Raw genomic sequence first — 12,510 nt, 5'->3', positions numbered from 1 at the left:
CATCCATCCAACGCGTTCGCGACTACCTGACCATGATCCCACCAACCGAGTTCTCGGACGGCAGCGGGTAGTCCGGGTACCTGATGCCCTTGAACATGCCGACCTTCGCGTCCTTCACGAGGTAGATCGGCTCGCCGTCCACGATGACCTGGCCGGTGCCGATCGCGATCGCGGCGCCGGTGTCGGCCAGTTCGGCGTAGCGCCGGATGTCGATCTCGTAACGGACCAACTTGTTGTACGGGCGGATCTGTCCCGAGAACTCGATCTCTTTCGCGCCGAGCGCGCGGCCGGCGCCCTTCGCGCCGCGCACGCCCCCGTAGAAGCCGATCAACTGCCAGATCGCGTCCACGCCCAGGCAGCCCGGCTGCACCGGGTCGGACCGGAAGTGGCACTGGAAGAACCAGGCGTCGATCTGCACGTCGTACTCGGCGACAATGCGCCCCTGCGGCCCGCGGTGGCTGATCTCGACGACGCGGTCCACCATGAGCATGGGCGGGCCGGGCAGCGTGGCGAATCCCTCCGGCGGAGGGTCATCGACGAGCGTGCCGTTCGCGCAGGCGAGCAGTTCCACCTTGGTGAAGTGGGTTCTCTGCAGGAACTCGGCGTATTTCACGAAGCCCTCCCGACCTCGATCAGCAGGCCGCCCCACGTGAGGCCGGACCCGACCACGACCAGCACGATCTCACATCGAGGCGGCAACGTGTCCCAGTGCTGCGACAGGACGCCCGGCGCGCCCGCCGCGCCGCAGTTGCCGAATTCATCCACGTTGAACAGGTGGTGCGACGCTTCGACCTTGCCCCGCTCGCACACCGTGTTGAGCATCATCAGGTTCGCCTGATGGCCGATGAACCACATGTCCGCCCGATCGCCGGACAGGTGCGGGGTCAATTCGTTCAGCGTGGCCACCGACTTCCGGATCGCGAACCCCTGGACCGCCGACCCTTCCTGGGTGAAGTGGCCACCGGCGGGAATGACGACCTTGTTCCACCCGGCCGGGTCGGAATGGACGACGCTCTGGCGCACGCGCACCGGGGCGGGAATCCGCGGCGAGACGACCGCGGCCGCGCTGCCGTCGCCCCACAGCACCGCGGTGCGCCGATCGCGGTAGTCCACCGTCCGCGTGGTGTTCTCCACGTTCACGACGAGCACGTAGTCCGGCAGCGCTTCCGGACGCATCGCGCGCAGGGCGTGGAGCTGCACGGCAAAGCTCGAGCACGCCGAGCTGATGTCGTACGCGGCCGAGCTGATGCCGAGTTCCGCCGCCACCAGACAGGCCTCGGCCGGGATCGAATACTGGGGCGAGCATCCGCCGGCGATCACGAGGCCAATCTGCGACGCCTCGACGCCGGCGCGCTCCATCGCGAGACGCGCCGCGCGAGCCCCGGTCTGGGCGTTGGTGTAGACGGACCAGCGCGCCGCTTCGGACGGGTGCTCGTTCATCGTCCGGACGATGTAGTCGAGCGACAGCACCGTGCGGCGGGACCTGATGCCGACGCGTTCCATGATCCACGCCTCGTCCGTGCCGATGTGCAGCGCGGTGAGGAACGCGTTGTCGATGACGTTCTCCGGGTGAAAGTGCCCCACGCCGTGAACGAAGAGGTCGCCGGACAGCGATTCGTGCCTATGCAATGTGCTCACCTCCGTCCGCGCGGATCAGCGCCCCGTTGATCCACCGGGCCTCGTCGAGGCTCAGCAGGTAGACGACATTCGCCACGTCTTCGGGCGTCGTCAGTCGTCCGAACGGGTTGCGGAGGCGCGCCCCGGCTTTCATCCGGGCGCTGCCAGGGATCACGCGGAGTGCGGGGGTGTCGGTGACGCCAGGCTGGATGATGTTGGATCGTACGCCGTACGGGGCGAATTCGACGGCGATGGCTCGGGAGACCGATTCGAGCGCCGACTTGGCGGCGGCCACGGCGGCGTATCCGCGCCAGGCAACTTCGTTCCCCTCGCTGGTGAGGCCAATCACGCGCGCGTCGGTGGCGAACAGACCGGCTGCGTGAATCCGCTGGACCCAGGTCAGCAGGCTCGTCCCCATCGAGTAGATCGTTCGGACCATGTCCTCATCGTCCAGGACCGCCTCGCCGTAGTCCACGGGCCGGAGGATCTGGAACACGGGCTCGCCCGATTCCGCCAACCGATCGACGGCTCGATCGACGTCCGCCCTCGGCACGCCCAGCGCATCGGCCAGGCTGTCGAGTGCGGGAACGCGTTCCGCCGGGCGCATCGGCACCACCGGCTTCAGGTTGCCGTACGCGATCGAGTGAAGAAGGACGCGGACACGGCCGTCCGGCCCGAGGTTCGTCTTCAAGGCATCGATGACCGAGGTGATGCCCTCGGCGCTGAGGGCGTCGAGATTCAGGCTGAAGAACCCGTGCCCGTTTGCGCGGATCGCGTCGAACTCCCGGGTGATGCGGTCCATGGCGCCGCGGCGGTCGCGGTGCACGGCGCACACGTTCATGCCCTCGTCGCTCAGCTTCCTGGCCGACGCCAGACCGAACCCGCTGGATCCACCGAGGATGACCGCCCAATCTCCGTTCGCGAATCGAGTCATTGCCACCAAGTCCCGTATCTCGTGCAGCCACGATCGTGCAGAAGGTGCACGTACACCGAAAGGACGACGGACGTACAGAGCCACAGAGGCGACCATCCGTCGTCGCCGTAGACTCAACCGTGAGCCTCTTCCGCTATGAGGGAGATATTTTATCGCATGAGTCAAACGCGTGCCCGGTGAAGCGTGCATGTCGCGGGCTGACGCTCGCCGAAGGAGGAGGGTGCATACGTTGGGTCGGCGCCGCGGGCAGGTATGGACACCCCGGCCGTGTTCTGCCGCGCGGCGAGCCGGACGACGGCCGTTTTCCGCCGGCATCTGCGTGCTTCACCAGCAAAGCTGAACGTCGCGAGCCGCGGGGCGCAAGCCGGCTCGTTTGCGCCGCTGGCCTCGACGGCATACGATGACGCCGCCGAGGAGGTGTCGTTTGGATTGGAGCGAATGCCGTCGTCTGTTCCCTGTCACGGATGAACTCGTCTTCCTGAACAATGCCGCGGAGTCGCCGCTCAACCTCGCCGTGCGCCGCCGATTGGACGAGTATCTCGACCTGGCGGCCCGTGCCCCGCACAATCGCCCGCCGGCCCGGAACCCGGTGCGCGTGCTCCTGTCCCGGCTGCTCGGCGGTCTGCCCGAGGAATACGCGCTCGTCACCAGCACCGCCGTCGGCATCGGGCTGACGGCGGCCGGCTATCGATGGGAACCCGGCGACAACGTCGTCGTGCCCGCGCAGGAACACTGGAACAACACGTTCCCATGGCTCGCACTGCGCGACCGGGGAATCGATGTCCGGATCGCACCGGTCGATGCCGACTCCCGCGTCGATCCCGCCAGGATCGCCGATCGCATCGACGCTCGGACGCGCATCGTGGCGCTGGCCGCGGTGCGGCACGGCACGGGATTCCGCGCCGACTTGAAGCTCGTCAGCCGGATGGCGCGGGATCGCGGAGCCCTGTTCGTCGTGGACGGCATCCAGGCGGCCGGCGTGGTGCCGCTCAACGTCGAAGACGATGGCATCGACGTGCTGGCGTGCGGCGGGTTCAAGTGGCTGCTCGGGCTTCCTGGAACCGGCTTCCTCTACGTCCGGAAGGACGCCTGGGAACGGATCCGACCGACGATGCCGGGTATGTTCTCGGCGGAAGACGATCTGACCGAGATCAGATGGCTGCCGGGCGCCCGGCGCTACGAGTCGGGCTCGCTGTCCTACTCCCTCTTCCACGCCTGGACGGCCGGCCTCGAGATGCTGCTCGAGATCGGCGTGCCGGCCATCCATGCCCGAGTGCTCGACCTGACGTCGCGGCTCATCGACGCGCTCCGTGTCGCGGGCATGACCATCCTCACGCCGGTCGAGACGCGCGAGGAACGGTCAGCCATCGTCTCGTTCACCGCGGGGTCCCAGGAACAGAACCAGGCGATCGTCGCACGCCTCATCGAACGGAAGATCGCGATCGCACTCCGGGTCGGCAGTTGTCGCGTGAGCCCGTCGTTCTACAACACCGAGGAGGAGATCGATCGATTCCAGGCGGCGCTGGCGAAGATCTGAAATCTCTTCCGGAGCGATTTCGCGCCCCCTACTCGATCCTCCGGAGGCCGACCGCCGCGAGCCCCCAGGCCACGGTCAGCACGGTGAACGCGACGACGCTGGAATCGCCAGTTCCGCGAGGCCGGACCAGGCCGCTCGTGCGAGATCCGGCGACCACGGGTTGCGCCCGAGCCTGACGAACATGTTCGTCATCCCGGTGCCGGTGAGGCTGACGCTGCCGAAGATGAGCGCGAGCGTCAACGGGCGGAGCAACTCACAGGTTCGCTGGTTCGGTCTGAATGCGGTGCGGCCGCGATCTGGCACTGAGACGCGGATAGTCACTCCCGGAGCGATCGTCTTCGCCCGTTGCCCGCCTGTCCGATTTCGGGACTGCACGTGCCGGCCCCGAACAACACCCTGTGGCTCCGTGCGACGCCGGCCTCCCGCATCCTCTATTCCTGGTGTGGGTTGCGGCCCGTGTCCGCGCAGGTACGGTTCTCGCTACGCCTGCGGCAATCGGCCCGCTGACGGTCGAATCGGAGGCTCCGCATGTGGAACGATGTCCGGTTTGCGGTGCGCACGCTTGGACGTGCTCCGCTGTTTGCTGGCATTGCCATCCTCTCGCTCGCGCTCGGCATTGGCGCCAACACCGCCATCTTCTCGCTGCTCGACCAGGTGCTCGTCCGCAGCCTGCACGTCACCGACCCGCACCGGCTGGTGGTGTTTCACGTCTCGGACGGGTTTCCCGGTTCGTCACATTCCGACAGCAGCGAGTCGGTCTTCTCGTACCCACTTTACCGGGACCTCCGAGATCGCAGCGAGGTGTTCGAGGGAGTGATTGCCAGGTCCTCGGCCCCGGTGAGCGTGTCGGACGGCGGCTCGAGTGAACAGGTGCAGGCGGAGCTCGTGTCCGGGAATCTGTTCCAGGTGCTCGGTGTCACGCCCGCGCTCGGCCGCGCGATCGCGCCGTCCGACGATGGCGCGCCGGGCGCGAGCCCGGTCGTGATGCTCAGCGCCTCGTACTGGACGAAGCGATTCGGATCGAACCCCGGAATCGGGGGCCGGAAGATCGTCGTGAACGGACACCCGATGGTGGTTATCGGCGTGGCTCCGCCGGGCTTCCGCGGACTGATCGTCGGCAACGTCCCCGATCTGTTCGTGCCGATCGCGATGAAGCGGGAGATCACGCCAACCTGGTTCGGCCTCGACGACCGGCGGACGTCATGGCTGAACGTGTTCGGCCGGCTGAAGCCTGGAATCTCGGCCGCGCAGGCCAAGGCCAGGACGGGGGTCCTCTTCAGCGCCCTCCTCGATGAGCTCCTGCGCGAGCTGAAACGGCCGCGGGAGAGTCGGCTCGGCCAGATGCTCGCGGGACTTCGTTTGGACCTGCTGTCCGCCGCGCAGGGCGTGAACGAATTGAAACGAGAGTTCGAGAGCGCGCTCGTCGCGTTGATGGGCATGGTCGGCCTCGTGCTTCTCATCGCGTGCGCCAACGTCGCCGGCCTGGTCACCGCGAGGGCATCGACCCGTCAGAAGGAGATCGCCGTTCGTCTGGCGCTCGGCGCGAACCGGCGCAGCCTCGTCCGCCAGTTGTTGATCGAGAGCGTGATGCTCGCCCTGGTGGGGGGCCTGGTTGGCCTGCTGATCGCGAGCTGGACGATCGACGGTCTGTTGTCGCTCATGGGACCGGACATGGAAGGCGCGCTGACGAGCGGCGTCGATGCGCGCCTGCTGCTCTTCAACCTGGCTCTATCGGTTGTCACCGGCTTGCTCTTCGGCCTCGTGCCCGCGCTCCAGTCCACCCGACCGCAGGTCGCGGGCGTGCTGAAGGATCAGGCCACGAGCGTGGCCTCGGGCACGGGACAGACGCGGTTCAGGCGCGCGCTGGTGGTCTCGCAGGTGGCGTTGTCACTGCTGCTTCTCGTGGCCGCTGGCCTGTTCGGGCGGAGCGTCGCGAACCTGATGCGCGTCGATCCAGGCTTCCGGGCGAGCGGAGTGCTGACGTTCTCGGTCAATCCCACGCTTCAGGGCTACCCGGCCGCCCGCGTCCACGCGTTCTACCGCGAGTTGCAGCAGCGGCTCCGGAACGCGCCCGGCGTCGACGCGGTGGGCGCCGTCAACCCCTCGCCGCTGACCAACTCGAGCCGCAGCGGCAACTTCACGATCGAGGGCTACCAGGCCAAAGATGCCGACGATGCGCGCGCGGCCATCGGGATGGCCAGCGCCGACTACTTCAAGGCGCTGCGGGTACCGGTGGTCCAGGGACGCGAACTCGACGACCAGGACATCCTGACCGTACGGAAGGTGGCTGTCATCAACGAGGCCTTCGTCCGCAAGTACTCACAGGGACGGCCGCTGCTCGGCCGGCACGTCGCGATCGGCAGCGGCAACGACATCGTTGCGGATCGCGAAATCGTTGGCATCGTCCGCGACTTCAAGCACAACGACCTGCGCGAGCAGGTCAGCCCGGCGGTGTTCTTCCCCTTTCCGCTGGACGAGCGTCCGACGCGGCTGACGTTCTACATCCGATCGACGCGGTCCGAGTCGGAGTTGGCGTCCGCCGTGCGGCGAATCGTGCGGGAACTCGATCCGAACCTGCCCGTCTTCGACCTGAAACCGCTCGGCGCGTACATCGATGCCGTGACGACGACCGAACGGCTGATTGCAGTCCTGGCCGCGGCGTTCGGCCTGCTCGCCACCGTGTTGGCCGCCGTGGGTCTCTACGGCGTCATCGCGTTCATCGTCCAGAGGCGAACGCCGGAGATCGGCGTGCGCGTCGCGCTCGGCGCGCGGCCGGGCGAGGTGCTGGCGCTCGTCATGCGCGAGGTGGGAATCCTGCTCGGGGTGGGCGTCGTGGTTGGCCTGGCGGTCGCACTGGTCGCGAGCCGGTATGTCGAATCGCAGCTCTTCGGCCTGGGCGCGCGGGATCCGCTGGTCTTCCTGGCCGCGCTCATCGGCCTCGTCACCGTGGGCCTGGCGGCCGGCCTGATCCCGGCACGCCGGGCCGCGGTGATCGATCCGATTCGAGCGCTGCGGAACGAGTAGTAGATCTGACGCCCCGCCTTACTCCTTTCGCACTTCAGGCGCATCGTCGCCCGAGGTTGCCGCGTCCTGAGTAATGGAAGGTCGATATAGGCCCGATGGGTCGCCGTCGGTAGGTGTCGTTGTCGAGTCGCGCGGATTCGGGGACAATGTCGCATCATGAAGGTCCTCGAAACCGACCGCCTCGTCGTTCGCTGGCTCACCATCGAAGATGCCGGCTTCATTCTCGGCCTGGTCAACGAGCCGTCATGGATCAGGTATATCGGCGATCGGGGCGTGCACACGATCGAGGATGCGACCAACTACATCCTGAAGGGGCCTGCCGACAGCTACGCCCGATTGGGCTTCGGGCTCTATCTTGTCGAACTGAAGGGCACGCAGGTGCCGATCGGCATCTGTGGGCTTCTCAAACGGGACGTTCTCCCTGACATCGATCTCGGGTTCGCATTCGTGCCGACGTATTGGGGACAGGGCTACGCGCGCGAATCCGCGCTGGCGGTGCTGGCGCACGCGAAGAAGACGATGGGCCTGCGCCGGGTGCTGGCCATCACCTCCCCCGACAACGAGCGTTCGATTGGCCTGCTCGAGAAGATCGGCTTCACGTTCGACGGGATGGTGACGCTCTCTGACGACCATCCCGCCTCCAAGCTGTTCTCGCTAAGCCTTGGCGAAGAATAGTCCCGGGCCCGGATGACACCGTGCACGTCGCCTGGACGGCCGGAACCGGCGAGCAGACCGTCATCGGGCTGCGGAGGATGGGTGAGTGATCGAGTCGATCCATGACACGAAGGAACTCACCCGTGTGTAGACGTCGGTGATGCCGTATTGGCCAGGCTTGCCGTCCATCGACGCAGAACTGACGCCAGCCAGATAGTACCGGCCTCCGGCCCCGAGCAAGGCCGGCCCGCCGCTGTCCCCCGGTCCTCCGACACCCTCGAACTCCGTTCCCTTCGGCGGCTCGTCGAACCGCATGAAGATGCGACGAGGACCGGCATCGTCCACGAGGTTGGTCACCGCTCGACGCCGACCGTCGCCCCGCTTCAGTCCAATCCGTGGATTTCCGAAATCGCCGTAGCCGACGATGAAGATCGACTGGCCCATCTCATTCCGCTGGCGGTAGGGTTCGATCGGCGCGACCGAGGCGACCGGTTCTGCAAGTTCCAGGAGCGCCAAATCGACCTCGGGGGGCTGCCCAGCGGGCCCGGTGCCGTCAGGGTGAATCACCGTCCGCTTGACTGCGTACGTCCGGTCTCCAAACTGGACCCTGCCTCCAGGGGACACTGACGCCGCGACGTGGGCGGCGGTGGCCACCCAGGTGGGCGCGATGAGGGTGCAGCCGCCGTCGGGCAGCACTCGACCCACGGCCTCGAACTTCGCGCCCAACCGTAGGGCGTCGGCATCAGCCTTGTCGTGGCGAATGACGATGGCCGCGGCCGACGGCGACATCAGCACGACCAGTGCTGCGCACGTCAGCAGGGCGGCGGCGAGCTGGTATGCACCTCGGCACCCGCGATTGGAACGAGCCACGATCCCTCCGAAGGCGCTGGCCATCGCCCTAGTCTCGCCTGAGCGCTGTGGCCATCGCAACCCGCGTGGCCCGGCGGGCCGGAATGTAGGACGCCAGCAGCGCAGAGCCGACCAGCAGCGTTGGCGCGGTGATGAGCGCCAGCGGATCGAACGCCGTCACGTCGTAGAGCATCGATCCGAGCAGGTTGCCGATGGCGATCGCGAGCGCGAGTCCCACCGCCACGCCGGCCGCGGTGACGATGATGGCTTCGCGCAGGATAAGCCGCGTGATATCGCGCGGCGCGGCCCCGAGCGCCATGCGAATACCGATCTCGCGCGTGCGCCGCAGCACCATGTAGGCGTTGACGCCGTAGATGCCGACCAGCGCCAGCACGAGCGCCGCAAGTCCGAACGCCGTGAAGATCCGGGCGCCCGATCGGAACAACCACAGGAACACGCTCTTCTGCATGAAGTCCTGGAGCGTCCGAGTGGAAATCACGGGGAACCGCGGATCCACGGCGCGGATTTCCCGCCGCAACCGCTCGAGCATCACGCCGTCGGCCGGCGCGCCGGCGGCCGTGCGCACGTGGTAGTGCATCCAGGCGCGAGATCGCGCCGTGAATGGCACGTAGAGGTGAGGTGATGGCGCCCGCTCGAAGAGATCGGACCGGACGCCGGGCACGACGCCGACCACCTCGAGCAGTTCCTTCGCCTGGCCGTTCTCCCCGGAGCCGACCCGGACGAACTGGCCGACCGGATTGTCGCCCGGTTTCGGAAACAACTTCCTCGCGGTCGGTTCGTCGATGATCGTGATGCGCCGCGCCTCGGTGCCCTCCGCCTCTTCCGTCGTGAACTCGCGCCCGCGCACGACGGGCAGATTGAGGGCACGGAAATAGTCGCTGCCGATCGACGTGTGCTGGGCCGACACCCGCAGGGAGGAATCCTTCGCGGGCGCCGCCTGTTCGGGCGCCGCTGCCGACTCAACCCGCACGCTCTCGCTCAGCGGCCCGAACGGCACCATCGATGCCATGCTCACCGCTTCGACGCCGGCAACACCCCGCAGTCGCGCCACCAGCCGTCGATGCGCCGACGCGCTCTCGGTTGGCGAATAGCCGGCGAGGCTCGGGTCCGTTTCGATGAGCAGGCCACGGTCAGCCGCAAAACCGGGCGTTGCATCGGCGGCGGCCAGTGCGCCCCGCAGGAAGAGCGCGCCCGCCACGAGCAGCGCCAGCGACAATGCCATTTGTCCGGCCAGCAACAGGTTGCGGGCGCCAAACAGACGCGCGCGGCGGGTCCGATCCTCGCCGGCCTGCTCCTTGATCTCCTCGATGACGCCCGGACGCGTCGCCTTCAGGGCCGGGCCCAGCGCGAAAGCCACCGTGGCGATGACCGCGAACGCCAGCGCGGCAACCGTCATACGCCAGTCGAGGCCCACGTCCAGGTCGAACGGCATGGGCATGAGTGGCGCAATGGATCGCATCAGCAGCACCGTTGCCCAGTCGCCCACCGCGAGACCGACGGCGCCCCCGGCCATCGACAGCAGGAGGCCTTCGGTGAGCAACTGGCGCACGATCGCCATGCGGCCGGCGCCGAGCGCGAGACGAACCGCGATCTCCTTTCGGCGCGCGGTGCCGCGGGCGAGCAGCATGTTCGCCAGGTTCAGGCAGGCGACCAGCAACACCACCGCCGACATCCCCATCAGCACCGCTGACAGGGAAACGAATGCGCCGTCGTCGCTCGGATTCGTGCTGATGCCGAGCCGTGACAGCGGGCTCGCGATGATCGTGTGGTCGCGGTTCGCGCTCGGATACGCCTCCGCCAATCGCGTCGCCAGGCCCGCCAGTTCGCGGTTGGCGGCCTCACGGGTCACGCCGGGTTTCAAGCGGCCGACCAGCAGGAACTCGTGCCTGTCGCGGGAGCCGCGCGCCCCACTCGCGTCGTCGCGTATGAAGTCGTTCTCGACAAGCTCTGTGGCGCTCAGCGGGACCCAAAACTCCGGCGCCAAGCCGGTGGCCGTGCCCGAGAACCCCGGAGGCGCCACACCAACCACCGTGAACGGCCTGCCGCTGATGGTGGCCGTCTTCCCGATGAACTGCGGATCAGCACCCTGGCGTTGCCAGTAGCCGTGGGAAACGACGGTGACGAGCGCCGGGCGCCCGGGGGGCTCCTCGTCCGCCGTGAACGCGCGCCCTCGCGCCAGCGTGGTCCCCAGCACGTCGAAGTAGTTGGAGGACACCATCTCGACGAACGTGCGACGCGTCATCCCGCCGTCAGCCACGCCGGCGAAGGCCACGGTGTGCGCCGCCACCCCCGTGAACGTTCGCACGCCGCCGCGAAGGTCGACGTAGTTCGGGTAGGAGAATGCACGGTAGTCGTCCGCCTTCTTCGTGCTCTTGCTGTACAGCCCCAGGATCTGTCCGTCGCCACCGACGCCGGGCAGCGGCTTCAGCAGCAACGTGTTGACCACGGAGAAGATCGCCACATTGGCGCCGATCCCCAACGCGAGCACGAGAATGGCCGTCGCGGCGAACCCGGGCTGGCGGCGGAGCACGCGAAGGGCGAATCTGAGGTCGGTGATCAGTGTCGGCACAGCACTGCCTCCCTGTTGACATGAACGGATGCGAGCGGCCGAAAGTTCCGCCTATTCTCCTGACACCGAACGCGTCACCTTTGCGATAATTGGGCGACCATGCGCCTGGCTCACATCGACCACGCCGGAACGTCGCTCGATCTGCTCGTGCACGACGATGAGTACCTGAGCAACCAGATCGTCGAGACGGGCAGGTTCTACGAGTCCGAGATCCTCGAAACGCTCCGTCAGCACTTCCCGTCGCAACGGACCATCATCGACGTCGGTGCCAACATCGGCAACCACGCGACATTCTTCGCGAGGGTCCTCCGGCCAAAGCGCCTCGTCTGTTTCGAGCCGGTGCCGATGAACTTCGAGATCCTCCAGAGAAACCTCGACGCTCACGCATCGGACCTCGTCGTTCACGCTCACCCGGTTGCCCTCGGTGCGAGTGCGGGCATGGTGGCGATGGCCGTATCACCGGCCAATATGGGGGGATGCGAGGTCGTGCCGGGCGTTCCCGGTTCCGTCGAGATGCGGACACTCGACTCGTACGACTATGACGACGTGAGCCTGCTGAAGATCGACGTCGAGAACTGGTATCTCGACGTGCTCAAGGGCAGCATCAAGACCCTGCTCAGGTCACACCCGGTCGTGGTGACCGAAGGGCCGTTCGAAGAGGTCTTCCCGATCCTCGGACGGCTCGGCTACCTGTGCACGGCGATGTGGAATATCGATGTCCGGACGTATCTCTACCAGGCGAAGCCGTTCGGCCTGTCACGCCTGACCTGAGCGGCGACGCAGATCGTCAGCGGCCGCTACTTATTGTCGTCGTGAGGCAACGTGTCCGACGCCTGGGTGATCGCCTCCTTGAATCCCCGGATTCCCTGGCCAAGGCCGCGGCCCAGCTCTGGCAGTTTCCTTGGGCCAAAGACGATCAGCGCGATGCCGAGGATGAGGAGCAGGTGCATGGGCTGGAACAGACCCTCGAACATGTGGGAGCCTCCGGCGACCGACGCGCAACCGGCGTGCCGGGGCGTCCCGTCGCCCGGGTGATCGAATCACGCGGTTTCTTCGAGGATTCCGTCGGAATCCCGGCCGACGGCCAACGCTCTGACGGGGCCGCCGACGGGATTCGAAAGAGAGTCGTCGGTTGTCGTCATCTGATTAGGTGGAACCGGGTCTGTCGGCCGTCGAGGAACGTCGTCTTGTGCGTCGTGAAGACCGCGTCCTCCTCGAGCGCCATCGAGATCTCCTGGCCGGCCCACTCGGGGACCTTCACCCGCACGCCGAGCTCGATCGCCCAGCACACGTCGGGGTACATCG

The 12,510-nt window shown here is 67.1% G+C and carries 11 protein-coding genes; 4 read left to right on the top strand and 7 right to left on the bottom strand.

The annotated features are described in order from the left end of the window. Positions 1–22 precede the first annotated feature (22 nt). The 3 genes from fabA to VGK32_06025 are packed head-to-tail and all read right to left on the bottom strand — an operon-like array spanning position 23 to position 2,551. Positions 23–613: a bifunctional 3-hydroxydecanoyl-ACP dehydratase/trans-2-decenoyl-ACP isomerase gene (fabA, locus tag VGK32_06035; GenBank protein HEY3381309.1), complete on the bottom strand. Its 591-nt coding sequence runs from the start codon at positions 611–613 to the stop codon at positions 23–25. Then, a complete protein-coding gene (locus tag VGK32_06030) occupies positions 610–1,638 on the bottom strand; it encodes a ketoacyl-ACP synthase III (GenBank protein ID HEY3381308.1) in 1,029 nt (342 codons plus the stop codon). Before VGK32_06030 ends, fabA begins: the two co-directional genes overlap by 4 nt. Beyond that, positions 1,622–2,551: an SDR family oxidoreductase gene (locus VGK32_06025; GenBank protein ID HEY3381307.1), complete on the bottom strand. Its 930-nt coding sequence runs from the start codon at positions 2,549–2,551 to the stop codon at positions 1,622–1,624. The genes VGK32_06030 and VGK32_06025 overlap by 17 nt, the downstream gene beginning before the upstream one ends. A gap of 424 nt (positions 2,552–2,975) precedes the next feature. On the opposite strand from VGK32_06025, the gene VGK32_06020 reads away from it, so the two are divergent. Next, complete coding sequence (locus VGK32_06020; GenBank protein ID HEY3381306.1) at positions 2,976–4,088, top strand: aminotransferase class V-fold PLP-dependent enzyme; 1,113 nt, start codon at positions 2,976–2,978, stop codon at positions 4,086–4,088. Between the two features lie 75 nt (positions 4,089–4,163). On the opposite strand, the gene VGK32_06015 is transcribed toward VGK32_06020, so the two are convergent. Beyond that, positions 4,164–4,328: a hypothetical protein gene (locus VGK32_06015; GenBank protein HEY3381305.1), complete on the bottom strand. Its 165-nt coding sequence runs from the start codon at positions 4,326–4,328 to the stop codon at positions 4,164–4,166. Between the two features lie 288 nt (positions 4,329–4,616). On the opposite strand from VGK32_06015, the gene VGK32_06010 reads away from it, so the two are divergent. Both VGK32_06010 and VGK32_06005 read left to right on the top strand, forming a co-directional pair. Continuing rightward, positions 4,617–7,112, top strand: coding sequence for an ABC transporter permease (locus VGK32_06010; protein ID HEY3381304.1), 2,496 nt, complete (start codon positions 4,617–4,619; stop codon positions 7,110–7,112). A 156-nt stretch (positions 7,113–7,268) separates the two neighbouring features. Beyond that, entirely contained in the window at positions 7,269–7,787 is a 519-nt protein-coding gene (locus VGK32_06005) for a GNAT family N-acetyltransferase (protein ID HEY3381303.1), read from the top strand. 60 nt (positions 7,788–7,847) lie between these two features. On the opposite strand, the gene VGK32_06000 is transcribed toward VGK32_06005, so the two are convergent. Then, positions 7,848–8,636 carry a trypsin-like serine protease gene (locus VGK32_06000; protein ID HEY3381302.1) on the bottom strand — a complete coding sequence of 263 codons (789 nt, stop codon included), beginning with the start codon at positions 8,634–8,636 and terminating at the stop codon, positions 7,848–7,850. A 28-nt stretch (positions 8,637–8,664) separates the two neighbouring features. Then, complete coding sequence (locus tag VGK32_05995) at positions 8,665–11,205, bottom strand: ABC transporter permease (GenBank protein ID HEY3381301.1); 2,541 nt, start codon at positions 11,203–11,205, stop codon at positions 8,665–8,667. 99 nt (positions 11,206–11,304) lie between these two features. Here VGK32_05995 and VGK32_05990 point away from each other — a divergent pair, with 99 nt between their 5' ends. After that, the gene (locus tag VGK32_05990) at positions 11,305–11,976 is read left to right on the top strand and encodes an FkbM family methyltransferase (GenBank protein ID HEY3381300.1); all 672 of its coding nucleotides are present in this window, start codon (positions 11,305–11,307) and stop codon (positions 11,974–11,976) included. A gap of 26 nt (positions 11,977–12,002) precedes the next feature. Here VGK32_05990 and VGK32_05985 read toward each other — a convergent pair whose 3' ends face one another. Next, positions 12,003–12,179 carry a twin-arginine translocase TatA/TatE family subunit gene (locus tag VGK32_05985; protein HEY3381299.1) on the bottom strand — a complete coding sequence of 59 codons (177 nt, stop codon included), beginning with the start codon at positions 12,177–12,179 and terminating at the stop codon, positions 12,003–12,005. Between the last annotated feature and the right edge of the window lie 331 nt (positions 12,180–12,510).

This window comes from Vicinamibacterales bacterium (assembly GCA_036504215.1).
GTDB lineage: Bacteria > Acidobacteriota > Vicinamibacteria > Vicinamibacterales > Fen-181 > FEN-299.
This window is presented reverse-complemented; position numbering and strand designations above follow the sequence as displayed.